This window comes from Amycolatopsis dendrobii, assembly GCF_014145675.1.
GTDB classification, from domain to species: domain Bacteria; phylum Actinomycetota; class Actinomycetes; order Mycobacteriales; family Pseudonocardiaceae; genus Amycolatopsis; species Amycolatopsis dendrobii.
In genome coordinates this window covers 86316-113188 of the sequence record NZ_JACGZW010000021.1, presented here as the reverse complement: position 1 = coordinate 113188, position 26873 = coordinate 86316, and the positions used below count along the sequence as shown (strand labels likewise).

Sequence of the window (26873 nt, the reverse complement as noted above, 5' to 3'; positions counted from 1 at the left end):
GCCTACGACACCGCAGCCGGTGCACTCAACCATCGAGGCGCCCAGACCGTCAGCACAATCAAGCTTCGGGGTGCCCCACGCAACCACCCCGGCAAGGTCGCCGCCAGGCGACGAGCCGAATCACCGACCAGCGAGTCTCCCCGGGAACCACGCCCACCCCGGGGTAACCTCCCCCTTTGTGCGGTCAACCCTCGAACGTCCCTCCGAACGCGTCTGCTCCGCGTTCGGCAGCGACGCCGACGCCATCACCCTTCTCCCGGACTCCGAAACCTGGCACGCCGGAGACGTGGTCTTCAAACGCGTCACCGACCGCTCTCAAGCCCTCTGGACCGCCCGAGCCCTGGACTTCGCCGAAGACCCCGGCCTCCGCATCGCCAAACCAGTCCGCTCGCGAGACGGCCGCTGGATCGTCGGAGACTGGTCAGCCTGGCGCTACCTCCCCGGCGCCGCCGAGCACCGCTGCGACGAAGCAGTCCTCGCCGCGGTACGCCTGCACCGGGCAACGGCAGACCTTCCTCGACCGGACTTCCTCTCCGCACGCGACGACATCGACGCGATAGCCGACCGAATCGCCTGGGAAGAACAAGACCGTCCCCTCTCCGAGGAGAAAGGCGGCCGCTGGTTCGAAATCCTGGCCCCGGCCCGCCGCCCGATCAAACTCCCGCACCAGGTCGCTCACGGCGAACTCCTGGCCGGCCTGCTTTTCGACGGCGACGCAGCCCCCGGCGTAGTCGATTTCGTCCCGTATTACCGCCCAGGCGAATGGGGTGCGGCGATCGCCGCGGTCGACTCGCTGATCTGGGGCGGCGCGACCGGAGCCCTCTTGGAGCGCTGGGCTCACCTCCCCGAATGGCCCCAGCTCCTGCTGCGTGCCATCCTCTTCCGTCTCGCGTCACACGCATTGGACCCCAAGTCCACGAATGCCGCATTGGACGGCCTGCGCGCAGCGGCCCGCGAGGTCAGCGCGATCCTCTGACTCACCGCGCACCCCCGGTGTGACGGCGGGCAATGTCAACTGCCTGAAACATTCCGGCACTTCGAGGTAACACGGCGTCCTTACCGTCGGGTCATCGCCGACTCGAGGAGCGCCTGTGCCGCACGTCGACACACATTGCCCGTACTGCGCTCTGCAGTGCGGGATGCGCCTGGACGAGACCCGGGTCACGCCAAGGAACTTCCCGGTCAACGCGGGCGGCCTGTGCCAGAAAGGCTGGACCGCCGGCGCCCTGCTGAAATCCGGCGCACGCCTGAGCTCCCCGCTGCTCCGCCGCGACGGGGAACTGCAGCCGGTCCCCTGGGACGAGGCACTGGATTTCGTCGCGGACCGGCTGCTGGCCTCGCGTCGGGACCACGGCGCGGATTCGGCCGCCGTGTTCGGCGGCGGCGGACTCACGAACGAAAAGGCTTACCTGCTCGGGAAATTCGCTCGGGTCGCGCTCGGAACGTCGCAAATCGACTACAACGGCCGATTCTGCATGTCCTCGGCCGCCGCGGCCGGGATGCGCGCGTTCGGGGTGGACCGCGGACTTCCGTTTCCGGTAACCGATCTTGCGAACGCGGATGTCGTGCTGCTCGCCGGGGCGAACCCGGCCGAGACGATGCCGCCGTTCATGCAGCATCTCGATAGTGCGGAACTGATCGTCATCGACCCGCGTCGCACGCCGACAGCCGAGCGGGCCGCCCTGCATCTCGCGCCGGCGCCGGGCACGGATCTCGCGCTGGCGTTGGGAATTCTGCACGCGGTCGTCGCCGAGGGACACCTGGACAAGTCCTATGTGGATCTTCGGACGTCCGGATTCGACGAAATGTGGCGCATTGCCGCGACGTGGTGGCCGGAACGGGTCGAGCGGGTGACCGGGGTCTCGGCCGCGGATCAGCGGCAGGCCGCGGAAATGCTGGCTCGGGCAGGCAACGCATACGTGCTTACTGGGCGTGGGACGGAGCAACACGCTTCGGGCACCGCGACAGTCGGCGGGTGGATCAATCTCGCCCTCTCGTTGGGATTGCCCGGTCGCGCCGGATCCGGCTTCGGCTGTCTGACCGGGCAAGGCAACGGCCAGGGCGGACGCGAGCACGGGCAGAAAGCGGATCAGCTGCCGGGCTACCGCAAGATCGACGACCCGGCGGCGCGGGCGCATGTCGCCCAGGTTTGGGGCGTGCCAGCGGAAAGCTTGCCCGGACCCGGACGGTCGGCGGTCGAACTGCTCGACGAGCTGGGCGATTCGATCAAGGCATTGCTGGTGTTCGGGAGCAATCCGGTGGTGTCGGCACCGCGCTCGTCGCGTGTGCAGGATCGGTTGGCCGGTCTGGATCTTCTCGTGGTGGCGGACTTCGTCCTGTCGGAAACCGCGGAGCTGGCTGACGTGGTCTTCCCGGTCCCGCAATGGGCCGAGGAGGAGGGCACGCTGACCAACCTCGAAGGTCGAGTCCTCTTGCGGCAACGCTCGATCGAGCCGCCGGACGGAGTGCGCGGCGATCTGTCGTTGTTGCGGGATCTCGCAGTCCGCATTGGACAACCTGCGGAGAGGTTCCCGGACGAGGCGGGGGAGGTCTTCGAGGAGCTGCGTGCCGCGTCGAAGGGCGGAGCCGCGGACTACTCCGGCGTGACTTACCAACGATTGCGGTCCGGAGAAGCGTTGCACTGGCCGGTTCCGGACGAGACGCACCCAGGCACGCCGCGAATGTTTCTCGACGGTTTCGCGCATCCGGACGGCCGGGCACGGTTCGCTGAGGTTGACCACAGCGGACCCGCTGAGCTGCCGGACGAGGCTTTTCCGTTGCAGGCCACGACCGGTCGCGTATTGCAGCACTACCAATCCGGAGCCCAGACCCGCCGGATCGCGGAGTTGACGGCGGTCGTGCCAGAGGTGTTCGTCGAAGTGCATCCGGATACCGCGGCGCGGTCCGGACTGGCCGACGGCGACCGTGCGCTGGTGCGATCGCGACGCGGGGAAACCGTCGCGCGGGTGCGGTGCGTGCCGTCGATGCGGGCGGACCTCGTCTTCCTGCCGTTTCATTTTCCCGGTGCGGCACGGGCGAATCTGGTGACCAACCCGGCGCTCGACCCGGTGAGCCGGATGCCGGAGTTCAAGGTGTGCGCGGTGTCGTTGGCGAGGGCGGAAGCATGAGCGCGCGGAACGTCGTCATCATTGGTTACGGAATGGCCGGGGCCCGGCTCGCCGACGAGATCCGGCGGCGCGATCCGGAAGGCGACCGAGTGCGGCTGACCGTGCTCGGCGAAGAACCGCATCCGGCCTACAACCGGGTGCTGCTGTCCACTGTGGTCGCAGGCGGGATGAGTCCGGACACGGTGCGGTTGCACGATTCCGAGTGGGCCGCGCAGACCCGGGTCGATCTGCGGCTCGGAACCAGGGTGACGCGGATCGACGCGGTGCGCCGGGCCGTCTGCACTGAAACTGACGAATTTCCTTACGACGCGGTCGTTCTCGCGACCGGAGCCGCGCCTTGGCTGCCGCCGGTCGAAGGGCTCGAACTCGGACCGGAGGTCGTGGCGTTCCGGACGCTGGACGACTGCGCGCGCATCGTGGACGCCGCTCGTCCGGGCGCGCCGGTCGCGGTACTCGGCGGCGGGCTGCTCGGCCTGGAAGCCGCACGAGGGCTGGCCGGTCGCGGAGCGAACGTGACCGTGGTGCATCCGCAGCCGCACGTCTTGGAGCGGCAACTGGATTCCGGCGCGGGCCGGGTGCTGGCCCGTCGGCTGGCGGAGCTGGGCGTGACGTTCCGGTTCGAGGTGACGGCCGCTCGGCACCTGCCCGGAGACGGTCTGAAACTCGACGACGGCAGCTTCGTTCCCGCAGACCTGGTCGTGGTCGCGGCCGGAGTCCGCCCGGAGACGTCGCTCGCCGAAGCCGCCGGGCTGGCGGTGGACCGCGGAATCCTGGTGGACGATCTGCTCCGGACCAGCGACGGCCGCATCCACGCGCTGGGCGACTGCGCGCGGCACCCCGGTGCGCCACCGGGATTGGTGCAGCCCGCGTGGGAACAGGCCGCGGTGCTCGCGGATCTGCTCACCGGCTCGGACGCCACAGCGCGCTACCGCGGCACCCGCACGGTAACCCGGCTCAAGGCCCGCGACATCGATCTCGCCGCGCTCGGCGAAACGCAGGTGACCAGCGAGGACGCCGCCGCCGAGGTCGTGACCTTCGACGATCCGTCCGGCGGCAGGTACGGCAAGCTGGTCGTCCGCGGCGACCGGGTGACCGGTGCGATCCTGCTCGGCCTGCCAGACGCGGCGGCGACCGTGACGCAGCTGCACGACCGGGGCACTCCGGTACCCGAAGACCGGCTCGCGGTGCTGCTCGGCCGTGCGCTGCCCGCGGGCGCGCCAACGGCGGCGAGCCCAGCCGATCTTCCTTCGTCCACAGTGATCTGCCGCTGCAACGCGGTGACCAAAGGCCGGCTGATCGAAGCCTGGCGGGGTGGCGCCACCGACGCTGCCGCACTCGCCCGCACCACCCGCGCCACCACGGGATGCGGCAGCTGCCGCGACACGGTCGGCGCGGTCGCGGACTGGCTGGCCGCGCAATGACCGCCCCCGGTAACGAGGAGGACGCCATGACCCGCCGTTGGATCGAGCATTGGGATCCCGAGGACGACGAGTTCTGGGAAACGACCGGCAAGCGCGTCGCCCGGCGCAATCTGTGGTTCTCCGTGTTCTCCGAGCACATCGGCTTCTCGATCTGGACCTTGTGGTCGGTCGTGGTGCTGTTCATGGGCCCGGCCTACGGGTTCAGCGCGGCGGACAAATTCCTGCTGGTCTCCACCCCGACCGTGGTCGGCGCGATCATGCGGATCCCGTACACCTTCGCGGTCGCGCGCTTCGGCGGTCGCAATTGGACAGTCATCAGCGCCGTGCTGCTGCTCATTCCGACAGTGCTGACCGCCATAGTGCTGCACCCGGGTACTTCGCTGGGCACGTTCGTGCTGATGGCCGCGCTTGGCGGGGTCGGCGGCGGCAACTTCGCGTCCTCGATGGCGAACATCAACACCTTCTATCCAGAACGGTACAAGGGCTGGGCGCTCGGATTGAACGCCGGCGGCGGAAACCTCGGCGTCGCGGTGATTCAGCTCGTCGGACTCCTCGTCATCGGCACCGCTGGTGCGACCGCGCCGCGATTGGTCCTGTACATCTACCTTCCCCTGATCGTCATCGCCGCGACGTGCGCCGCGTTGTTCATGGACAACTTGGCCAGTGTTCGCGGTGACACCAAGGCCATGCGCGAGGTGGTCCGTTATGGACACACCTGGGTGATGTCGCTGCTGTACGTCGGCACGTTCGGTTCCTTCATCGGCTACAGCTTCGCTTTCGGTTTGGTGCTGCAGAACCAGTTCGGCCGGACGCCGTTGCAGGCGGCCGCGGTGACGTTCCTCGGTCCGCTGCTGGGTTCGCTGTCCCGGCCGATCGGCGGATGGCTGTCGGACCGCATCGGCGGCGGTCGCGTCACCTTCGCGACATTCGGGGCGATGGCGTTGGCGACCGTGGTCTTGGTGCTGGCTTCTTCCGCGGACTCGCTGGCGACGTTCACCGCCGCGTTCATCGTTTTGTTCGTGCTCACCGGAATCGGCAACGGATCGACGTACAAGATGATCCCGGCGATCTTCCAGGTAAAGGCGCGGGCCGCGATTCAAGCCGGTGCGGACGAGGCGACGGAATTGCGCAACGCGCGTCGGCTGTCCGGGGCATTGATCGGCTTGGCAGGTGCGATCGGCGCGCTGGGCGGGTTGTTCATCAACCTCGCCTTCCGGCAGTCGTTCGCCGAAGCGCACAGCGGCGTTCCGGCGTTCGTCGGATTCCTGGTCTTCTACGCGGTGTGCGTGGGTGTGACGTGGTTCGGCTACCTGCGCAAGCCGGCGGTGCGTGCGCAGGTGGCGTTGGCAGGAGCGGAGGTCTGAAATGCCTACAGTGGTGGTCGCCGGGCACGGCATGGTCGCGCACCGGTTCGTGGAGGCACTTCGCGCGGCAGACGCGGCGGGCGAGTGGCGGGTCGTCGTCTTCGGCGAGGAGAACCGTCCCGCTTACGACCGGGTCGCACTGACCTCCTATGTGGACAGCTGGGATCCGGCCGCCTTGGCGTTGCCTGGCTCGGATTACGCAGACGATGACATGGTCGAGCTTCGGCTTGGCGAGGTCGTCGTGTCGGTGGACCGCGAAGCCAAGACGGTGACGACAGCTTCCGGACACATCGAGCGGTACGACTCGCTGGTGCTGGCGACTGGTTCGCGTCCGTTCGTACCGACGGTGCCGGGGCGGGATCTGCCGGGCGTGTTCGTATACCGGACGATCGAAGACCTCGACGCGATTCGTGCCGCAGCTGAACGGCAGGGCCGCGGCCGCCGTGCAGCGGTGGTGATCGGCGGTGGTCTCCTCGGTCTGGAGGCGGCGAAGGCGTTGCGGGACATGGGGTTGTCGCCGCATGTGGTGGAGATGGCACCGCGGCTGATGCCGTTGCAGGTCGACGACGGCGGCGGCGGTCTGTTGCGGCGGCTCATCACGAACCTTGACGTAACCGTCCACACTGGAACCTCGACGGACGCGATCGAGGCCGACGGCTCGCGGTTGCTGGCCCGGCTGGGCAACGGTACGGAGCTGGACGTCGACCTGGTGGTCTTCTCCGCCGGTGTCCGTCCTCGGGACGACTTGGCCCGGGAGTCCGGTTTGGACGTTGGCGAGCGCGGCGGCGTGCTGGTCGACGCGACGTGCCGGACCAGCGACTCGGCGGTTTACGCGATTGGCGAGTGCGCGGCGGTCGAAGGCCGGGTGTATGGCATCGTCGCGCCCGGGTACGCGATGGCGGAGGTGGTCGCGGCACAGCTCACCGGCACGACGGCGAGTTTCCCCGAACCGGACACCGCAACGAAGCTGAAGCTGATGGGCGTGGACGTCGCCAGTTTCGGCGACGCGCACGCGGCCACCGAGGGCTCGTTGGAAGTCGCGGTGAACGACGCCGTGGCCGGAACGTACAAGAAGCTCGTGGTGACTGACGACGGCCGGACGCTGCTCGGCGGGGTCCTGGTCGGCGACGCGGCGGAGTACAACACGCTCCGCGCGCTGGTCGGGCGTCCGCTGCCCGCCGACCCGGGCGCGTTGCTCGCCCCGGCCGGCGGCGGTGCGGCGGTCGGCGTGGACGCGTTGCCGGACGAGGCGCAGGTCTGTTCGTGCAATGGCGTTTCCAAGGGCGCGCTGACCCGGGCGATCACCGAGGACGGTTGTGATTCGGTCGGGAAACTGAAGGCGTGCACGCGGGCGGGAACGTCATGCGGCTCGTGCGTGCCGATGCTGGCCAAGTTGCTGAACGCGTGCGGGGTCGAGCAGTCGAAGGCGTTGTGCGAACACTTCGCGCAGTCTCGTGCGGAGCTGTTCGAGATCATCCGCGCGACTCGGATGACGACGTTCAGCGAGGTCGTGAGCCGGTACGGCACCGGGACGGGGTGCGCGGTGTGCAAGCCCGCGGTGGCGTCGATCCTGGCGACGCTGGGCAACGGGCACATCCTCGGCGGCGAGCAGGCGGCGCTGCAGGACACGAATGACCGGTTCCTCGCGAACATGCAGCGCAACGGCAGCTACTCGGTGGTACCGCGGATTCCCGGCGGCGAAATCACGCCGGAGAAGCTGATGGTGATCGCACAGGTCGCGCAGGATTTCGGGCTGTACACGAAGATCACCGGCGGACAGCGGATCGACCTGTTCGGGGCCACGGTGGACCAGTTGCCGGACATCTGGCGGCGACTGGTCGACGCGGGCTTCGAGTCCGGGCATGCGTACGGCAAGTCGTTGCGGACGGTCAAATCCTGTGTCGGCTCGACCTGGTGCCGCTATGGCGTCCAGGACAGCGTGGGATTGGCGATCGATCTGGAGCTGCGGTATCGCGGACTGCGGTCGCCGCACAAGATCAAGGCCGGGGTATCCGGATGCGCGCGTGAATGTGCTGAAGCGCGCGGCAAGGACTTCGGCGTGATCGCCACCGAACACGGATGGAACCTCTACGTCGGCGGCAATGGCGGAGCGACGCCGCGGCACGCGGAACTGCTGGTGTCTGATGTGGATACCGAGACGCTGGTCCGCACGATTGACCGGTTCCTGATGTTCTACGTGCGCACGGCGGATCGGTTGCAGCGCACGGCACCGTGGATCGAGGAGCTCGACGGCGGACTTGACCACCTGCGTGCGGTGATCGTGGACGACAGCCTCGGCATCTGCGAGGACCTGGACGCGGCGATGGCTAAGCACATCGAGGGCTACACCGACGAATGGCGAGGAGTGCTGGAGGATCCGGACAAGCTGGCGCGGTTCAGTTCGTTCGTGAACGCGCCGGGGACACCGGACCCGTCGATTTCGTTCCGGGCGGAGCGGGAGCAGAAGATCCCGGTGCTGCTGGGAGTTCCGGAGGTGCGACGATGACCATGACTTCATCCTGGACGGCGGTCTGCGCGGCGGGGGCCATCCCGGAGTTCTCCGGAGCGGCAGCACTGATCGACGGTCAGCAGGTCGCGGTGTTCCACGCCGGCGACGGTTGGTACGCACTGTCCAATTGGGATCCGTGCAGTGGTGCGGCCGTGCTGTCGCGCGGGATCGTCGGCGACGCCGGGGGAGAGCCGGTGGTCGCGTCGCCGGTCTACAAAGAACGGTTCTCGCTCCGCAGCGGCGCGTGCCTCGACGCGGAAGGGGTTTCGGTGCCGGTGTATCCGGTTCGCGTACGGGACGGGGTGATCGAGGTGGGCTCGCCGTGACGGACGTCCGGCCGCTGGCCGGGTTCACGGTGGGAATCACGGCAGCGCGCCGGGCTGAAGAGCTGGGCGCGCTGCTTGTGCGCCAGGGCGCTGCCGTCCGGTATGGACCCGCGATCCGGATCGTGCCGCTGGCCGACGACACCGAACTGCACGCGGCGACGATGCGATTGCTGGAGTCGCCGGTGGACATCGTGGTGGCGACGACCGGGATCGGGTTCCGCGGATGGATTGAGGCCGCGGAAGGCTGGGGTCTCGGCGAGAAGGTGCTCGACCACCTGTCGAACGCTTCGCTGTTGACGCGCGGCCCGAAGGCGGCTGGAGCGGTGCGGACGGCCGGGTTGGCGGAGGACTATTCGCCTGCGTCGGAAAGCAGCGCGGAGCTGTTGCAGTACTTGACGCAGTCCGGAGTGGACGGACGCCGGATCGCGTTGCAACTGCACGGCGAGCCGCTGCCGTACTTTGCGGAGACCCTTCGGCAGGCGGGCGCTGAGGTGATCGAGATCCCGGTGTACCGCTGGGTGGCTCCGGCCGATCCGGGACCGCTGGACCGGCTGTTGGACGCCGTTTTGGAAGGAACGATCGACGCGCTGCCGTTCACGAGCGCGCCCGCTGCCGCGTCCACTGTCGCGATGGCGCGGCGGACCGGTCGGCTCGGTGCGTTGATCGAGGTGTTGAGCAGCCGTGTGGTCGTGGCGTGTGTGGGGCCGATCACGGCCGCGCCGCTCGCTTCGCTGGGTATTTCGACTGTCCAACCGCTACGATCGCGGATCGGCGCGCTGGCGAGAACGGTTGCGGACGCGTTGGTCACAGCCTCGCCGACGCTTTACGCCGCCGGGCATGTGTTGCAGATCCGCGGCACAGGCGCGCTAGTCGACGGCGAATGGCGCGAGATCGCTCCAGCGCCGATGGCGCTCCTGCGCGCGCTCGCGCGACAGCCCGGCCGAGTGGTCGCGCGCCGGGAGTTGTCCGCCGAGCTTCCCTCCGGCGGCGAGGCGCACGCGGTGGAGACGGCGATCGGTCGGTTGCGGACGGCCCTCGGCGGTACCGGGGTGGTGCAGACAGTGGTCAAGCGTGGTTATCGGCTGGCGGTGAATCCCGGCGACACCCCAGCGCCGATCGGCTAGCCTCGACACGGTGCGGATGGTCCCGATCCCGCCGGGAACGGTGACGCTCACCGACCGGCGGACAGAGCGCAGCTGGACAGTCGAGGTGCCCGCGTTCGAGCTTGGCGCGTTCCCGGTCACTCAGGAGCAATACGACGGCGGCGGTCGTCTGCCTGCCGTCGAGGTGTCCTGGTTGGACGCGGTGCGGTTCTGCAACGCACTGTCCGAACGGGACGGACTGCCACCGGCGTATCGGCTGGACGGCGGCGTGGAGTGGGACCGGTCTTCAGCGGGCTACCGGCTGCCTACGGAAGCCGAATGGGAACACGCCTGCCGAGCGGGCACTGCGGGCCCGAGGTACGGCGACCTGGACGAGATCGCCTGGTACGAAGGAAACTCCGGCGGTCGGCTGCATCCGTCCGGTGAGAAGCTTCCGAACGCCTGGGGCGCCTACGATCTGCTCGGCAACGCCTGGGACTGGTGCTGGGATCTCTACGATCCGGCGGTCTACGGCGAGTACCGGGTGCTCAAGGGCGGCGGCTGGGCGGACGAGCACTGGAGTGTCCGGGTGTCGGTGCGTCGCCGGAGCCATCCGACGTTCCGCGTGGACGATGTCGGCTTTCGCGTCGCACGGTCCAGTTAGGACTGCGCGGAGTCCCACCAGGACAGAATCCGGGTGCCGTGCAGCGTCAGCCACTTCGAAGGTTCCCCGGCCGGTACGTCGACCTCGAACCACATGTCGCCGCGCAATCGACCGTCCTGTAGCCAAGTTCCGTCCGGCTGCCGGGCGGCGCGAACCCGTTCGACGGCGTCGGCGAGACGCGGGTCCGGCGGAACGTCGTCCACAATGGCGGCTTCGCGGAAGTGCTCGAGGGCGTTGATCGCGCTGTAGTGCCACCGCATCGGGTACGCGAAGTGGTCGACCCAGGACGCCACCTGCTCGCCAGTCGAAAGCCGATACAGCAGGCGGCGTTCGAGCAGGTACTCCTCACCGGCGCGGCGGGTGGCGTGCGTCTCGTCGGTGCCGCCGGTCGCGATGTCGTAGGCGAGCAGGCCCTTCACGGCGTTCAGCGTCGAGTGGAAGGACGAGCGCTTCGACCCGTCGACCCATTCGCAGTTCCAGCCGCCGTCGGCCAACTGGTGTTCGGAGAACCAGCGGGCGAGCTGTGAGACGTCGACGCCGAGCCAGCCGCCGTTCGCGAGGGTCCAGGCATTGATGCAGACGTCGACCTCACCGCCCCAGTACGGCAAATTTTCGTATTCCCATCGGGAATTCTCAGCGATCAGCTCGGCGGTGCGGTTGGCGCGCAGGACCGCCGGATCCATGCCCCATTCGCGCAGCATGGTGAGCGACCAGGTGGTGGCCGTCCACGGCTGTCCGGTATCGGGGCCGGACTCGAATCGCGCCGGGAAGTAAGCGCCGCCAGCCCACTGCCCGTCCGGGTCCTGCCGGGCGAGGAGTCGCGCGCCGAAGCCCTCGGTCGCGATCTTGTGCCGGGTGGCCGTCCAGACTTCGGGCGGCGCGTCCGCTAAGTCCCGTTCGACCTGCCAGCGCAGCGTCGGATCCGAGTCGAGCAGCCATTTCAGCACGTCAGAACTTTAGCCCGCCGGTCAAGCCCAGGTCACGGAAAAGTCCTGGTAACCCCGTGCGGACGCGGCCCGGGCCGCCTCGTCCTCGGCCGCGGCACGGTCCGCGCGACGGAGCGGATCGAATTCGGCCAGCGTGAAAGCCAGTCGTTTGCCGGACGCCTTCATCCGCCAAGTACCCAGAATCTCGCCGTCGACTAATAACGCACCAGGGCTGCCGAGAATTTTCCACACCTCTTTCGCTCGCGCTTTGTCCGGAACGAGGACGGCTTTGTCGCGACTCTGCGTATACGGATCGAGCGGAGGCAGCAGACGCACTCCGGCGGGCGACGGCGGGTTCTCCAGCGCGGCCAACTGATCATCCGGGATGAAGGCTCGCCGGCTGTCCACTTTGACCTCGGTAACCGCCGATGGCCAAGTCTTGGTGATGCAGGTCTTCGCAGTGCCGACGAAACCGGCCGCGTCACCCGGCGTAGCAGGTCCGTTGAAGCGCAAATACTGCTGAAGCACCCGCGAAACCGCCGCCGGAACCGGACGCGTGGACATCCGTCCGCGACCCTCCAACGGAGCGAGCGTCGCCGGACTCTGCCCGGCTTCGAGCCGCGCCCCGCCGTGGAGAGAAGCGACGCGCATGAGCTGTTCGTGCACGTGGGTCGCGTTGCAGGGGCGGCACCACCGGCTGAAGGAGGGTGGCAGCAGCTTCGTGATTTCCCCGCTCACCACACCCTTGGTCATCGGCTTGGTGACCACCTTGCGGATCGCCCGCGCGGTCGTGAACACAATGTCCACAGGGGACTCGTCGGCTGCCTGGATGTCCTTTTTCTGCCACAGCATCCGCGCCAGCGCGTCCGGATCGTCGATCGGCACCAAGGCGGCTGTCAGCTCCGGCAGATCCGCACGCCGGTGAAAATGCGGCGCGCCCCGGTGCGACCACACCAGGGCGAGCCGCTGATCGTCCGCAAGAGACTCCGGCGTGACCGGATCCGGCATCCGGGCCGCCAGCGAGAGCAGGGCGGTGTCGCGCATGCTGTCCTGCAATCCGAGGTCCAGCAACGGCAGGTCGTGCGGATCGGCGACGGAGCGGTGCAACCCCTGCTCGGCGATCCGGTACGCCAGCGCCTGTTCGCGCGACACCTCCAGCATCCCGGCCTCCTTCAGATCGTGTAGTCGAAGGTGTAGGACACGGTCGGCTCGCCCAGTACGCCGTGCACGGTGCCGGTGCCGCGGATGCCCGCCAGTTCGCCGGTGCCGGAACCGGCCACGACCTCGAATTCCGAGCGGATGCTCTTCGGGTCGAAACCCCATTCCTGGCGGACGATGAACGTGCCGCGGCGGCCGTCGACTGTGCCCTCGAACCGGTCGTAGCCCGGCGACGTGGTCGCGCCGCCGTCGTAGCCCTCGCCCGGGTAGTACAGCAGGTAGTCGCCCGTGGCCGCACCCTCGATCACGCCGGAGTACTCCATCGCGGCGTGCACGTAGGCGACGCGCGGGCCGCCCTCCTCGCCGCTCGCCACGTGCTCTTCCCACTTCGTCATGCCAAACGTGTTCATGCCGCTCACTCAATCACCCATACCTGCCATCTTGTGTCAGGTATTTCAGTCATACTTGCCGCATGCGTGCCGGCCGTTTGCTCACCGTGCTTCTCCTGCTGCAGAACCGCGGCCGGATGACCGCCGAGGAACTGGCCGCTGAGCTGGAGGTTTCCGTCCGGACGGTGTACCGGGACATCGAGGCGCTGTCGGCCTCGGGCGTGCCGGTCTACGCCGACCGCGGCCGCAGCGGCGGCTACCAGCTCGTCGACGGCTACCGGACCCGGCTGACCGGCCTCAACGAGGACGAAGCCCAGTCGCTGGCACTGGCCGGACTCCCGGTCGCGGCGGCGGAGCTGGGGCTCGGCACGGTGCTGGCGGCGGCGCAGCTCAAGCTGTACGCCGCGTTGCCCCACGAACTGCGCAGCCGCGCCGGCCGCGTCGCCGAACGCTTCTACCTCGACGTTCCCGGCTGGCATCGCGGCATCGAAAGCCTGCCGGCCCTGTCCGCCGTCGCCGACGCGGTGTGGGCCGGACGGCGGGTCCGCGTCCGGTACGAACGGTGGGGCCAACGCGAGGTCGAGCGAGTGCTGGAGCCGCTCGGCCTGATCCTCAAAGCGGGCAACTGGTACCTCGCCGCCCGGTGCGAGGGGACCGATCGCACCTACCGGATTTCGCGCATCCACGAGCTGACCGACCTCGGCGAGGAGTTCGAGCGACCGGCGGAATTCGACCTCGCTCGTTACTGGCAAGAGTGGTCAGAGCAGTTCGAGCGCCGCATGTACCCCCGAAAGGCGACAGTCCGCCTCTCGCCGCGCGCCCAAGCTCTCGTACCGTTCTATGCGGGCAGCGTCGGCGCCCGGGCACTTCGCGAGGCAGTCGCGGCCGGAGCGGAACCGGACGGCGACGGATGGTTGACGATTGACCTGCCGGTCGAACCGGGAGAAGCGGCGATCGGCGAACTGCTGCGGTTCGGGCCGCATCTGGAGGTGCTCGCGCCGGAGGAGTTGCGGACGGAGCTGGCGGCGGCGATCCGGGAGATGGGGCAGGCGTATGAGTGACTCGGACGGGGTGCTGCCCGGTGGGTTCGTCGGAGGCGGGGAGAGCTGATTGGGATGCTGCGGTGGCGCGGGTGCTGGGCTCGGCGGGTTTTGCCGGAAACGGGGTGAGCGGATGATCGGGATACTGCCGCGGCGCGGTGCGCGGTTCGGCTGGCAGCCCGGCGGGTTCTCCCCGGAGATGGAGCGAGCGGACTGGCGAGCTGGCGCTGCTGCGTAGTGTCACGGAAGTTTCGTGGGCGGCGTGCTGGTGGCTGCCCGGCGGGTTCTCGCCGGAGACGGGACGAACGGATGGGTGAGCTGATCAGGCTGCGGCACGGTGCGGGGCCAGGCGGACTTCCCCGAGAGACGGAGCGAGCGAATGGGTGAGCTGGACGGCGTGCGAATCGGCGTCACGGCCGAGCGGCGCGCGGACGACCTGATCGGCGCGTTGCTCCGGCACGGCGCGGAGGTCCGGCACGCGCCGACGATCACGATCGTCCCGCTGGCCGATGATCCGGAGCTGCGTCGCGGCACGGAAGCCGTCCTCGCCGCGCCGGTCGACCTCACCGCGGTCACCACCGGAGCCGGGTTCCGCGGCTGGCTTGACGCCGCCGAGGGCTGGGGACTTCGCGAAGCGCTGCTGGACGCCCTGGCCGGGTCGCGCATCTTCGCGCGCGGGCCGAAAGCGGTCGGCGCGGTGCGGGGTGTCGGCCTGCGCGAGGAGTACTCCGCGCCCGGCGAGACCAATGACGAGCTGTTCGGCGCGGTCGCTGAGGCCGGTGTCGAGGGCGCGCGCGTCGCGCTGCAACTGCACGGCGCGCCGCTGCCGGAGTTCACCGATCCGCTTGCTGCGGCCGGGGCGTCGGTGCTCGCCGTGCAGCCTTACCGCTGGCACACGCCGCCGGATCCGGCGCCGGTGTTCTCGTTGATCCGCGAGGTGCTGTCCGGAGAACTGGCCGCGTTGGTGTTCACCAGTGCCCCGGCGGCGACGAATTTCCTGGCTCTCGCTGACGAAACCGGCCACGGCGCGGAGCTGCGCGAGACCCTGCGCGGTGGCACGGTCGTCTGCGCGTGCGTTGGTCCGGTGACAGCGGCGCCGTTGGAGGCAGCCGGGATCAGCACGTTACAGCCGGAGCGTCAGCGGCTCGGTGCGTTGGTGAAGCTGGTGGTCGCGAAGCTCGGTTAGGACGCTTCGGCCTGCTGTCGTCCCGCGGCTTCTTCGCTGAGGCCTTGTCGCCAGTAGCCGGTGAAGCAGATGGCTGTCTTGTCGAAGCCGCGTTCACGGACGAGGTGTCGTCGAACGAGCTTCACGACGCCTGCTTCGCCGGAGACCCACGCGTACGGCGTGCCGTTGGGCAGCTCGGCCGCGCGTACGGCGTCTACGAGCGCTTCGCCATGCGTACGCGCACCGCGGACCACCCAGTGCACCTCGACGGCACCGTTGGTCTCGAAGGTCTGTCGCTCCGCGCGGTCCGGAATCTCGATGTACACCGACGCGCGCGCCGACTGTGGCAGCCTCTCGAGAATCCCGCCGATCGCGGGCAGCGCGGTCTCGTCGCCGACCAACAGTTGCCAGGTTGTCCCGTCCGGCACGTCGTACAGCCCGTGCGGCCCGAGGAACGCCACCCGGCCGCCGACCTCCGCCTGCCCGGCCCACGTCGAAGCCGGGCCGCCGCTCTCCTCGTGCAGCACGAAGTCGACGTCCACCTCGCCGGTCTCCGGACGCGCCGCGCGCACCGTGTACGTCCGCATCGGCGGCCGGACGTCGTCGGGCATCGCGAGGTACCGGCGATACCAGGACAGGACGTCGTCCTCGCCCGTCTCGGCGGGTGGCAGGTGCGGCTCCTCGTGGCCGGGGAGGGGGAAGAACACCTTCACGTACGCGTCCGGCGCCGCCGGGCCCGCCGCCGCGAGACCCGGGCAGTCGAAGGTGACGCGGGCCATGTGCGGGGTGACCCGCCGGACCGCGGTGACCCTGCCGGGGTGGTAAGTCAGGACGCTCATGAGGTGAGGCTAACCTAAAACGGGCGGCGCGGGCTATGGCCGGGGAGGATGGCGGACGCCACGGTCCTCCGGGGCGGAACCAGTTCGCGCCCCAATGCCACATTGGGTGCGCTGGGCGCACCGAATGCCACATTGGGTGCATCGGACGCACCCAATGTGGCATTGGGGCGGTTGCTTGCCGGGCCGCATGCCGCCGGTAAGTCGTCGAGCGGAGGCGGTCGGCCGAAAGCGTCGTCCGGAAGCCGTCGAGGGAACCGCCCCGCAGAAGCCGGCGTGCGGAAATAGTCGTGCGGAGCTCTAGAACAAGCCGGGCGGCTCGTCCTCCCCGGGCTCGTCCCCGTCCGGTCGCCAGCGGTACTTCCGCAGGTCCACCTTTTCGCCGTCGGCGAGCACGCCCTCGGCGCGCAGTCGCTCCAGTTGTTCGTGCAGCAGGTGCGGTGCGGGGGTTCCGTTAGCGCGGAGGATGCGGTGCCAGGGCAGGTCGTGGCCGTCCTCGGCGAGCGCGCGGCCGACCATGCGCGGAGAGGGGGCACCGGAGAGCGCCGCGACGTCGCCGTACGTCGCGACTGTCCCCGCGGGTACGTCGGCGATGACTGCGCGTATCCGCTCGTGCAGTTCGTCGTTCATGACCCGGGGAATGATAGTCCCGCCGAGGGGTGTGCCGGTGCGCCACCCGGGTGAGCGGGCATGGTTCCATCGCTGATGTGCACGTGCGGAGAGCGGGAAACGGGCAGGCGCGGCTGGTGCGCCCGCCGGTCCCCGCCGCACCCACGTTCACCTGGGACGAGGACGCTCGACGGCTGCTGTCGGCGCCCGCTGGATTCCGCCGCGTGCTGGGCGGGCCGGGCACGGGCAAGACGGCGCTGCTCGCCACCGCCGCCGCGCGCCGGATCGCCGAGGGGGCGGATCCGGAGAGCGTGCTGCTGCTCACGACGTCCCGCCGGGCGGCCGACGCGCTGCGGGCCGACCTCACGCGGCGGCTCACGTCGGACCCGGATCAGGAGTCTCCGCTGCCGCGCACGGTGAGTGAACCGCTCGTGCGCACAGTGCATTCGTACGCGTTTTCGTTGCTGCGCCTGGAAGCTCGCGCCGAGGAGCTGCCGCCGCCGCGGTTGCTGGCCGGGGCGGAGCAGGACGTAGTCGTGCGCGAGTTGCTGGAGGGCGACCTGGAGGAGGGCGCGACCGGCTGGCCCGAACAGCTGCGTCCGGCGCTGACCGTGCCCGGATTCGCCGAGGAGCTGCGCGACCTGCTGATGCGGGCGGCCGAGCGCGGGCTCGGACCGGAGGATCTGACCGAACTCGGGCATCGCCAGGACCGCGAGGAGTGGATCGCGGCGGGGCAGTTCTGGGCGCAGTACGAGGAGGTCACCCAGCTGCAGGGGGCGGGCGGCAACGCGCTCGGCCTGCCCGCCGCGCCCGCGCTCGACGCGGCTGAGCTGGTGACGTCGGCGTTGCTCGCGCTGGAGGACGACGAGGAGCTGCGCGAACGCGAGCGCGGCCGGGTCCGGCATTTGTTCGTGGACGACGCGCACCACCTGGATCCGTTGCAGGTCCAGCTGATCCGCACGATCGGGCACACCGCGGAGGAGTTCGTGGTGGCCGGCGATCCAGACCAGTCGGTGTTTTCCTTCCGCGGCGCGGACCCGAAGCTGTTCGCCGATTCCGACAACGACGGCGACCGGACGGTCATGCTGACCACCTCGCACCGGCTCGCTCCGACGGTCCGGGCGGCGGTCGCGAAGCTCGGTGCGACGTTGCCCGGTGCCTCGCCGCACCGGAAATTGGTTACGCCGCAAGGGAAACGCGGCGGCAAGGTGCGGGTTCGGCTGATGCCGACTCCGGCCGCGGAGGCCAGCTGGATCGCTGACCAGCTTCGGCGGGCGCATCTCGTTGACGGGGTGCCGTGGTCGGAGATGGCGGTGCTGGTGCGGTCTCCGGCGCGGACTTTCCTGGTGCTGCAACGCGCTTTGCGCGCGGCCGGGGTGCCGATCGGTTCCGCTACGGAGGAATTGCCGTTGGCGAAGCACTCCGCGGTACGGCCGTTGCTGGCGGTGTTGCGGATCGCGGCGGAGCCGGAATTGCTCGACGTCGATATCGCGGAGATGTTGCTGTCGTCTTCGCTCGGCGGGGCGGATCCGTTGGCGCTGCGGCGGTTGCGGCGCGGTCTTCGTCGGCTGGAGCTGGCGGGCGGCGGGCAGCGTTCGAGCGACGAGTTGCTCGTGGAAGCGTTGCGGGGCGGGGACATTCTCGTCGGTCTCGCGGACAACGAGGCGTTGCCGGTTCGCCGAGTCGGCAAGCTGTTGAGCGTTACGCACCAGGCGGTGAGCCGCGGCGAAGGCGTCGAGCAGGTGCTGTGGGAGCTGTGGCAGGCGAGCGGGCTGCAGGAACGTTTGCTGCGGTTGGTGGATCGCGGCGGCTCGCTCGGTGCGCAGGCTGATCGCGACCTGGACGCTGTGGTGGCGTTGTTCGATTCGGCAGGCCGGTATGCCGACCGGTTGCCTAAGGCGAGCGTCGCGGCATTCGCGGACTATCTTTCGTCGCAGAACATCGCGGGCGACACTCTCGCTCCGGCAGCGATTCCGGGTGAAGGGGTTTCCCTGCTGACGGCGCACGCATCGGCGGGCCGCGAGTGGACAGTGGTCGCGGTCGCCGGGGTGCAGGAGGGCGCGTGGCCGGACCTGCGGCTGCGTGGCTCGTTGCTGGGTGTCGAGCGGCTGGTCGACCTGCTGTCCGGAGTGGACGAACACGACAAGGTGTCCGCCATCGCGCCGATTCTCGCCGAAGAACGGCGGTTGTTCTACCTGGCGGCTAGCCGCGCGCGGCGGACGCTGCTGGTGACCGCGGTGGCCGGGGAGGACGAGCAGCCGTCCCGATTCCTCGACGACCTTGAAGAGAACGGCGCCGACGACGGAATGCTCGACTCCCGGATGAAGCCGCCGGGCCGGTCGCTCGTGCTGGCCGAATTGGTCGGCGAGCTGCGCGAGGTCGTGTGCGACGACAAGACGGATCCAGAACGCCGGAAGCGGGCGGCGAAACAGCTCGCCCGGCTGGCCGCGGCTGGGGTTCCGGGGGCGCATCCGGACACGTGGTACGGATTGATGGAAGCGTCCACAGCGGACCCGGTGCACGGGCCCGGCGACCTGATGCGGATCTCGCCGTCCACTGTGGAGATTCTGGTGAAGTGCCCGCTGCGCTGGCTGATCGAGCGGCACGGCGGCAGTGATCCGGCGCAATTGGCGGCGGTGACCGGAACTCTCGTGCACGGTTTGGCGCAGGCGATCGCGGGCGGCAGCACTGAGGAGCAGATCCAGGCCGCGCTGGACGAGGCGTGGGTGCGCGTGGACGCCGGCGCGCCGTGGTTCTCCCGGCGCGAACGGTCCCGGGTGGAGCAGATGTTGCGCAACTTCGTGTCGTGGCTGGAAAAATCGCGACAGGAGCTGATCGAGGCCGGGGTCGAGCAGGACATCGAGGTCGAGTTGCCGATGGGCGACGAAGAGGTGCGCGTGCTGCTGCGCGGACGGGTCGACCGGGTCGAGATGGACAAGGACGGCCGCCCGGTGATCGTGGACATCAAGACCGGCAAGGTCCCGGTGTCCGGCGCGGACGCGGAGAAGCACCCGCAGCTCGCGGCGTACCAGCTGGCGGTGCTGCTGGGCGCGGTCGAGGGCAAGAAGACGCCCGGCGGCGCGAAACTCGTGTATGTCGCGAAGGGGAACAACAAGACCGGGGCCACTCAACGGGATCAGCCGCCGATGGACGAGGACAACGGGCGCGAGTGGCTGGAACTCGTGCGCTCGGCCGCGGCCGCCGCGGTCGGTCCGGACTATCAGGCGCACGAGAACGCCGACTGCGACCGGTGCCCGGCGCGCGGGTGCTGCCCGTTGCGTCCGGAAGGGCGTCAGGTGACCGGACCGTGAGCCCGGTGGTCATCGCCAACCCCGTCGGACCCGCGGAAATCGCTGACGCACTGGGGTTGCACCGTCCGACGCCCGAGCAGGCGACCGTGATCGCGTCGCCGGTCGAGCCGTCGCTCGTCGTCGCGGGCGCGGGTGCGGGCAAGACCGAAACCATGGCCGCCCGCGTGGTCTGGCTGGTGGCTAACGGAATCGTGAGCCCGGAACGGGTGCTCGGCCTGACCTTCACCCGGAAGGCCGCGCGTCAGCTCGGTGAGCGAGTGCGGGCGCGGTTGCGGCGGCTTGCCGGTTCGGGGCTGTTGGAGCGGATTGATCCGTCGGGCGCGTTGCGGGCCACTGTGGTCGCCGGTGAGCCAACGGTGCTGACTTATCACGCGTATGCCGGGCGTTTGCTGTCGGAGCACGGGCTGCGGCTTCCGGTGCAGCCTGGTGTCCGGTTGCTGTCGGAGACTTCGTCGTGGCAGCTGGCGCATCGCGTGGTGTCCACTTGGGACAATGACCTGGACACCGACCGGGTGCCGCCGACGGTCACCGCGCAGCTGCTCGCGTTGGCCGGTGAACTTGGCGAGCATCTGATTTCGACGGAGAAGCTCGGGCAGTACACGGAGTGGCTGTGCGAGGTTATCGAAAACGCTCCACGGGCCAAAGGCCAGCGCGCCTCGCTGCCGGTGAAGTTGCAGGAAGTTCTCGCGGCCCAACGGTTTCGGCTGGCTCTGCTGCCGTTGGTCGAGGACTATCATCGCCGAAAACGGGCGGAAGGCGCGCTTGACTTCGCGGATCAGATGTCCCTCGCGGCGCAGCTGGCCGATGGATATCCGGCAGTGGTGGCGGGGGAGCGCGAGCGGTACGGGGCGGTGCTGCTGGACGAATACCAGGACACCGGGCACGCGCAGCGAGTGTTGCTGCGGTCGCTGTTCGGCGGCGTTGAGCATCCGCCGATGCCGGTGACCGCGGTCGGTGACCCGGCGCAGGCGATTTACGGCTGGCGTGGCGCGAGTGCGGCGAACCTGCCCCGGTTCACCACGGACTTCCCGCGTCGTGGCGAGGAACGGCTCGAAACCGCGCATGAGTTCGGGCTGCTCACCAGCTTCCGCAACCCGCCGGAAATTCTGGAACTGGCCAACGCGATCTCGGAACCGTTGCGCCGCCGCGGACTTGGCGTCGAACGGCTGCGCGCACGGGACGGTGCCGGTCCGGCAGACATCGCGGTCGCGCTGCTGCCGGATGTGCGCGCGGAACGGGAGTGGGTCGCCGACGCGATGGCGCAGCGTTGGCATGCGGAGAAGGAGGAATCCGGCAAGCCGCCGACCGCTGCGGTACTGGTGCGTCGACGTGCGGACATGGCGCCGATCGCGGCGGAAATGCGGATGCGCGGGCTGCCGGTGGAGGTCGTGGGCCTCGGCGGATTGCTGGACGAACCGGAGGTCGCCGACCTTGTGTCCACGCTGCGGGTGCTCGCCGATCCGCTGGCCGGGAGCGCGGCCGCTCGATTGCTGACCGGTGCTCGCTGGCGGATCGCGGCGGCGGACGTCGCTGCGTTGTGGCGGCGGGCCAACGAACTCACCTCGCCCGAGCCGCGCGCGAAGGAGGGCGACGAGCCGGAACTGGTCGCCGAACGCGCGGAACAGGCCGGGCTGATCGACGCCGTCGACGAACCCGGTGCGCCGGAGCGTTATTCCGCGGAAGGTTACCGGCGAATTCGCCGGCTGGGCGCGGAACTGACGGCGCTGCGTCGTCGGCTGGATCAGTCGCTGCCGGAATTGGTGGCGGACGTCGAACGCACGATGCTGCTTGATGTCGAATCGCTTGCCCGGCCCGGGTCGGCGGGCCGCGCGCATTTGGACGCGTTCGCCGAAGTCGTCACTGATTACGCGGAGACCGCGCCGACGGCGACTCTGTTGTCCTTTGTGGACTATCTGAACACCGCGGCACATGCGGAAGACGGACTCACGCCCGGTGAGGTGCAGGTCGTTCCGGACCGGGTGCAGGTGCTCACCGTGCACTCCGCCAAGGGGCTGGAGTGGGAAGTGGTGGCTGTCCCGCATCTGGTCGCTGAGGTGTTCCCGGGCAAACGTCGTTCGTCGTCGTGGTTGCGTACTTCTACCGCGTTGCCCGCGCATTTGCGGGGTGACGCGGCGGATCTGCCGAAACTGCAGATCGCGGAAGGGTACGACCGCAAGGAAGTGCAAGAAGCGCTGGAACTGCACGAGGAAGGGTTCGTCGCCCGCGAAGCCGACGAGGAACGACGATTGTGTTACGTCGCGCTGACTCGTTCCGAGCGCGCGCTGCTCGTTTCCGGGCATTGGTGGAACGAAAGCAGTACCCGGGCCAAGGGGCCGTCGATCTTCCTCTCCGAGATCGCCGAGGTGATGAACGAGGCCGATCCGCCGCTGGGCGTGGTGGACCTCTGGGCCGAGGAACCCGCGGAGGGCGAGGAGAACCCGCTGGTCGCGGACTCCCGGACGGCGCAGTGGCCGGTGGATCCGCTGGGCGACCGGCGATCGGGTGTCGCTACCGGGGTGGATCTGCTGCTGGCGGAAATGGCCGCGCTGGAAGAGGAACCGGAGTCCGAACCGGAGGCCGAGCCGCTTCCGGCCGCTGACGACGACGAGATTCCGTTGCCTCCCGAACCCGAGGACGAAGAAGACTATCTGCCGGACGACGAATACTTCGAAGACGACGAGGACGTCATCGATCCGGAAGACCCGGACGGCTGGGCTGCCGACACCGACGTTCTCCTGGCCGAACGCGCCCGCTCGCAGTCCACAGTGGATCGCGTTGCGCTGCCCGCGCAGCTGAGCGTGAGCCAGTTGGTGGACCTGGCGTCCGACGCGGACGCTCTCGCGCAACGCCTCCGACGACCGCTTCCGTTGCCGCCCAACACGTTCGCTCGTCGTGGCACCGCGTTCCACAGCTGGCTGGAGCAACGGTTCTCCGGCGACCGGCTGCTGGAGATCGACGACCTCCCGGGCGCGGCCGACGTCGGCGAAGCCCCGGACACCGATTTCGAGGCCCTGCAAGAAGCTTTCGAGAACAGCGAATGGGCCGACCGGGTCCCGGTCGCCGTGGAGGTGCCGTTCTCCGCGGACGTCGAAGGCATTACCTTGCGCGGCCGAATGGACGCGGTGTACGCGGATCCCGACGGCGGCTGGACCGTCGTGGACTGGAAGACCGGTTCTGTTCCGTCCGAAGAACGGTTGCCGGCCTTGGCCATTCAGCTCGGTGCGTACCGATTGGCGTGGGCGGCGCTGAAGAAAGTCCCGGTGGAACGCGTACGCGCGGCCTTCCACTATGTCCGGCATGGACACACGCTGCGCCCGGCAGACCTGCTGGACGCGGAAGGCCTGCGGGCCCTGCTGCGCAACGTTCCGCAGGAATAGCGGCTAGGCCCGATCCCGGACGGTCAACGCCCAGCTCACCAACGGCCACTGCAACGGCAAGCGCAGCCACGCGACCGCGCGCTCCCGAGCCGGACGGCCGCGCCGCTGATAATCCAACGCCATTTTCACATTCCCCGGAAAGACTCCGACGAACAGCAGCGCCGCGGCCAACCCGCCGAGCCGGCGAGTGCGCGGCAGCGCGATCCCGGCGGCGACGGTCAGCTCGGCGGCCCCCGACGCGTACGTCCAGGTGCGCCGGTCACCGGGCAATTCTTTCGGGACCAGCGCGTCGAACGGCTTCGGCCGGGCGAAGTGCAGGACGCCCGCCCCGGCGAGGAGGGCGGCGAGAAGAAGCGCCGGACGTTGCGACGCGCGAGGCTCGGACATGCGGCAAGCCTGCCACAGCATGATCGCCGCGACGGGTGTGCGGGTGCTCCGATTGGGTTATCCTCCCGGCTGTGAGTGACGCCGAACGCGCGCGGGGAGCCGGTGCATGAAGGCCTTGAAACGGCTGCCCCTGAACGTCCGGTTGAACGACCGGCCCGACCACGAGCTCGTCGGCGTGATCCGGATGCCGGAGCTGACAGTCAGCCCGATGCGGGCGATCGTCAAGCGGATCATCGGGGCGCTGCTGGCGCTGCTGGCGACGGTGCTGATCGTCTATCTCGACCGGGACGGCTACCGCGACGCGAACGGCGACGGCCTCTCGCTGCTCGACTCGCTCTATTACGCGACAGTTTCCCTCTCGACCACCGGCTACGGCGACATCGCTCCGGCCACCGCGTCCGCGCGGCTGGTGAACGTCATCGTGATCACGCCGCTGCGAGTGCTCTTCCTCATCGTCCTCGTCGGGACCACCCTGGAAGTGCTCACCGAGCGCTCCCGGCAGGCGTTCAAAATCCAGAAGTGGAGGACGAAGGTGCGTGACCACACCGTCGTCGTCGGTTTCGGCACGAAGGGCCGCTCGGCGGTCAACGCGCTGCTCGGCGACGAGGAGGTGCAGGCCAACCGCGTCGTGGTCGTCGACACCGACCAGCAGGCGCTGGACGCGGCGAGCGCGCTCGGCCTCGTCACCGTGCACGGCTCGGCGACCAGGGCGGACGTCCTGCGCGTCGCGGGCGTGCAGCACGCACGAGCCGTAGTGGTCGCGCCGAACCGCGACGACACCGCCGTGCTGGTCACCCTCACCGCGCGCGAGCTGGCCCCGAAAGCGCACATCGTGGCGTCGGTGCGCGAGGCGGAGAACGTGCACCTGCTGAAGCAGTCCGGGGCGAACCAGGTCGTGGTGTCGAGCGAGACCGCCGGGCGGCTGCTCGGGATGGCGACATCCACTCCGCTTGTAGTGGACATGGTCGAGGACCTGCTGACCCCGGAATCCGGACTGGCGATCGCCGAACGCGGCATCGAACCGAGCGAGGAAGGCGGCTCGCCGCGGCACCTGGCGGACACGGTGCTCGGCGTGGTGCGCGACGGGGTGCTTTACCGGGTCGACGCCCCGCAGGCGGACGCGCTGGAGCCGGGGGACCGGCTGCTGTACGTCAAGAAGGTCACGCAGGCGGATCAGATCCAACGCTGAGGTTCGGCGGGGCCGCCGGTTCTGGGGCCGGCCTGCTGTGGCGTTGTGTGCGTGGAGCTGTCCCCGGTGCAGAGGCGCGGTCCTCGGGGCCCGCGCCAATGCAGCATCGGGGCGCTCTCCCGGGCGGCTCGGGCCGGGTAGCGGCGAGGCTGGGCGGGCGGCGGCGGACCCGGCCTCGGCCGGGGTCCCCCGTGCGCGGGCACCTCACTGGGTTTTGCCCCCGGCATCTGGAAGCATGGCGTCGTGCAGGTTTCCGACCCCCCGCATAAGAGCCCCGTCAAGCGGTGGCTCCAGGTGGGCATCCCGGTGGCGGTCGGGGTGCTCGTCGTGGTCCTGGTGTGGCTCGCCGGCCCGGGGATGCTCGGCATCCGCGCGAAGTCCCCCGGTGCGCCGGTGGACGCCCAGATCACCAAGGCCGTCGACTGCTCCGTTCCCGGTGCCGCCGAATCGGTCTCGTTCCAGCTCGGCGGCAAACCGCGGCAGGGCACCCTCGACAGCTGCGGGCACGGCAAGGACGAGCATCTCCAGGTGCTGGTCCCGGACGACGCCCCGGCGGACGGCACGGTCTCGGTCACCATGCCGGACGCCACCGCGGGCGCGCAGGATCTTCGCGCGCCGATCGCGCTGGCGCTGCTGGTGTTCGCCTGCTTCTGCGGCGGGATGTATGCCTACCTGGTGATCCGCGGTCCGGGCAAGCTCGCGCTGCTCAGCTGACGCGTCCAGCACAAACAGCCGAACCACTGCGTCTGTAGTGCCCGCCCGTGAACCACCAGCTCAGCTGACGTCCGAGGCGGAAGCGGCGAAGGTGTTGCAGTCGGCGATCCGGTTGTCCTTCGCCCCGGCCCGCCACCACTGCGCGTAGTGCGCGTTGGTGCCGTGGTCGTGGCTGCGGGAAGTGTTGTCCCCTCGGGTTTCCTGGTCGTTCCAGGCCTTGTTGTACATGTCGCGGGTGATCGTGCCGCCGCGGTCGACGTGCGCGCCGAGGAACATTCCGGAGAAGCACTGCGCTTGGAGTTCTTTGCGGCGCGACATGTCGAGGCCCTCGGGGCTGTTCTGCCCGGCCGCGTAGATCTTCTGCCACGCGGCGTCCATGATGCCCGCGACTTCCTGCACGTGGTGGCCGTACTCGTGGGCGAACAGCGCCAGGTAGACGCCGGGGTTGTTGCCGTACTGGTCGGTCTGCAGGCCCTTGAACGGGACGTACAGATTGTTCTCGCAGTAGTACGCCGCGGTCGCGATGCCGACCTGGATGGTGCCGCATTCGGTGTCGAAGCTCGGCCCGGTCGGGAAGTGCAGCGCGGGCGGCGTGAACGGCAGGTTGTAGGACTCGAGGAACGGGCCCCACGCCGCGTCGAGGCATTTGCTCGCGGCGGTGAAGAAGGCTTCCGCGCCGTCCTGCGTGCTCGTCCACGGCGGCAGGTTGCAGACGCGGTTCTGCAGGCCTGCGTTCGGGTCTTGCAGGATCGGGTGGTCGGCCAGCTTGAGGATCTTGTGCGGGCCCGCGCTGGCGGAGGTGCTCGGGCTTTCCGACGGACTGGTCGGCGTGCTCGACGGGGCGGACGAACCGCTGGTGGGCGGCAGCTCGTAGGCGGACGACGGCGACGGCGGAGCGGCCTGGTAGCCGGCGTTGCTCGGTCCCGGCCCGCGGTTCAGCGAAACGATCGCCACGACGCCCAGCGCCAGCACCGCGACCGCGCCGAGGCACAGCCCGACGATCAGCCCGGTCGGCTTGCGCGGCGGCACCGGATAGGACGGCGGCTGCTGCTGCCACGGCGGTCCCTGCGGCGGCGGACCCTGAAACGGCGGCTGCTGCCCCTGGTACGGACCCTGTCCGGGCTGGGCCTGGTAAGGGCCTTGCGCCTGGCCCGGGTACTGGCCCGGCGGCACCGGTCCTTGGCCCGGCACCGGCGGCGGTTGAACGGTCCCGCGTGGCGGCACCTGGCCGTAGGGCGGTTGCGTCATCAGGGCAGTCCCGGTGGGTCTCGGCGCGGG

Annotated in this window: 21 protein-coding genes; 14 read left to right on the top strand and 7 right to left on the bottom strand. The window is 69.4% G+C overall.

The genetic code is table 11. From position 1 onward, the window contains the following. Positions 1-178: 178 nt before the first annotated feature. The 8 genes from H4281_RS41795 to H4281_RS41760 all read left to right on the top strand — a co-directional run bounded on the left by H4281_RS41795 (position 179) and on the right by H4281_RS41760 (position 10494). Complete coding sequence (locus H4281_RS41795; RefSeq protein ID WP_182896383.1) at positions 179-976, top strand: TIGR02569 family protein; 798 nt, start codon at positions 179-181, stop codon at positions 974-976. Between the two features lie 115 nt (positions 977-1091). Further along, on the top strand, positions 1092-3128 hold the full coding sequence (locus H4281_RS41790) for a molybdopterin oxidoreductase family protein (protein ID WP_182896382.1): 2037 nt from the start codon (positions 1092-1094) through the stop codon (positions 3126-3128). Beyond that, entirely contained in the window at positions 3125-4549 is a 1425-nt protein-coding gene (locus tag H4281_RS41785; protein ID WP_182896381.1) for an FAD-dependent oxidoreductase, read from the top strand. The genes H4281_RS41790 and H4281_RS41785 overlap by 4 nt, the downstream gene beginning before the upstream one ends. A gap of 26 nt (positions 4550-4575) precedes the next feature. Further along, entirely contained in the window at positions 4576-5913 is a 1338-nt protein-coding gene (locus H4281_RS41780; RefSeq protein WP_237598088.1) for a nitrate/nitrite transporter, read from the top strand. A gap of 1 nt (position 5914) precedes the next feature. Further along, positions 5915-8419, top strand: coding sequence for a nitrite reductase large subunit NirB (gene nirB / locus H4281_RS41775; protein WP_182896379.1), 2505 nt, complete (start codon positions 5915-5917; stop codon positions 8417-8419). Continuing rightward, positions 8416-8748, top strand: coding sequence for a nitrite reductase small subunit NirD (nirD, locus tag H4281_RS41770; protein WP_182896378.1), 333 nt, complete (start codon positions 8416-8418; stop codon positions 8746-8748). The genes nirB and nirD overlap by 4 nt, the downstream gene beginning before the upstream one ends. Then, positions 8745-9872 (top strand): uroporphyrinogen-III synthase, encoded by a 1128-nt coding sequence (locus H4281_RS41765; protein ID WP_182896377.1) that lies wholly within the window; start codon positions 8745-8747, stop codon positions 9870-9872. Before nirD ends, H4281_RS41765 begins: the two co-directional genes overlap by 4 nt. 16 nt (positions 9873-9888) lie before the next feature. Continuing rightward, entirely contained in the window at positions 9889-10494 is a 606-nt protein-coding gene (locus H4281_RS41760; protein ID WP_182896390.1) for a formylglycine-generating enzyme family protein, read from the top strand. Here H4281_RS41760 and H4281_RS41755 read toward each other — a convergent pair. The 3 genes from H4281_RS41755 to H4281_RS41745 are packed head-to-tail and all read right to left on the bottom strand — an operon-like array spanning position 10491 to position 12988. Continuing rightward, entirely contained in the window at positions 10491-11441 is a 951-nt protein-coding gene (locus H4281_RS41755; protein WP_182896376.1) for a prenyltransferase/squalene oxidase repeat-containing protein, read from the bottom strand. The genes H4281_RS41760 and H4281_RS41755 overlap by 4 nt on opposite strands. Before the next feature lie 21 nt (positions 11442-11462). Continuing rightward, a complete protein-coding gene (locus H4281_RS41750; RefSeq protein ID WP_182896375.1) occupies positions 11463-12581 on the bottom strand; it encodes a winged helix DNA-binding domain-containing protein in 1119 nt (372 codons plus the stop codon). An 11-nt stretch (positions 12582-12592) separates the two neighbouring features. Beyond that, entirely contained in the window at positions 12593-12988 is a 396-nt protein-coding gene (locus H4281_RS41745) for a DUF3224 domain-containing protein (RefSeq protein ID WP_182896374.1), read from the bottom strand. Positions 12989-13050: 62 nt separating this feature from the next. Here H4281_RS41745 and H4281_RS41740 point away from each other — a divergent pair, with 62 nt between their 5' ends. Beyond that, complete coding sequence (locus H4281_RS41740) at positions 13051-14028, top strand: helix-turn-helix transcriptional regulator (RefSeq protein WP_182896373.1); 978 nt, start codon at positions 13051-13053, stop codon at positions 14026-14028. Between the two features lie 358 nt (positions 14029-14386). Next, the gene (locus tag H4281_RS41735) at positions 14387-15193 is read left to right on the top strand and encodes a uroporphyrinogen-III synthase (RefSeq protein WP_182896372.1); all 807 of its coding nucleotides are present in this window, start codon (positions 14387-14389) and stop codon (positions 15191-15193) included. Here the strand turns inward: H4281_RS41735 and H4281_RS41730 are convergent. Both H4281_RS41730 and H4281_RS41725 read right to left on the bottom strand, forming a co-directional pair. After that, complete coding sequence (locus H4281_RS41730) at positions 15190-16011, bottom strand: siderophore-interacting protein (RefSeq protein WP_182896371.1); 822 nt, start codon at positions 16009-16011, stop codon at positions 15190-15192. The two genes, H4281_RS41735 and H4281_RS41730, sit on opposite strands and share 4 nt — an antisense overlap. Before the next feature lie 297 nt (positions 16012-16308). Then, on the bottom strand, positions 16309-16638 hold the full coding sequence (locus tag H4281_RS41725; RefSeq protein ID WP_067585909.1) for an MGMT family protein: 330 nt from the start codon (positions 16636-16638) through the stop codon (positions 16309-16311). Positions 16639-16754: 116 nt separating this feature from the next. Between H4281_RS41725 and H4281_RS41720 the strand changes: the two genes are divergently transcribed. Further along, complete coding sequence (locus tag H4281_RS41720; RefSeq protein ID WP_182896389.1) at positions 16755-19928, top strand: ATP-dependent helicase; 3174 nt, start codon at positions 16755-16757, stop codon at positions 19926-19928. Beyond that, positions 19925-23305, top strand: a complete 3381-nt coding sequence (locus H4281_RS41715) for an ATP-dependent helicase (RefSeq protein WP_182896370.1) — start codon at positions 19925-19927, stop codon at positions 23303-23305. The genes H4281_RS41720 and H4281_RS41715 overlap by 4 nt, the downstream gene beginning before the upstream one ends. Positions 23306-23308: 3 nt before the next feature. Here H4281_RS41715 and H4281_RS41710 read toward each other — a convergent pair whose 3' ends face one another. Beyond that, the gene (locus H4281_RS41710; RefSeq protein WP_182896369.1) at positions 23309-23692 is read right to left on the bottom strand and encodes a DoxX family protein; all 384 of its coding nucleotides are present in this window, start codon (positions 23690-23692) and stop codon (positions 23309-23311) included. Positions 23693-23798: 106 nt separating this feature from the next. On the opposite strand from H4281_RS41710, the gene H4281_RS41705 reads away from it, so the two are divergent. Then, on the top strand, positions 23799-24881 hold the full coding sequence (locus tag H4281_RS41705) for a potassium channel family protein (protein ID WP_182896368.1): 1083 nt from the start codon (positions 23799-23801) through the stop codon (positions 24879-24881). A 294-nt stretch (positions 24882-25175) separates the two neighbouring features. Beyond that, on the top strand, positions 25176-25595 hold the full coding sequence (locus H4281_RS41700) for a hypothetical protein (RefSeq protein WP_182896367.1): 420 nt from the start codon (positions 25176-25178) through the stop codon (positions 25593-25595). A gap of 60 nt (positions 25596-25655) precedes the next feature. On the opposite strand, the gene H4281_RS41695 is transcribed toward H4281_RS41700, so the two are convergent. Further along, entirely contained in the window at positions 25656-26843 is a 1188-nt protein-coding gene (locus H4281_RS41695; protein ID WP_237598097.1) for a neutral zinc metallopeptidase, read from the bottom strand. Positions 26844-26873 lie beyond the last annotated feature (30 nt).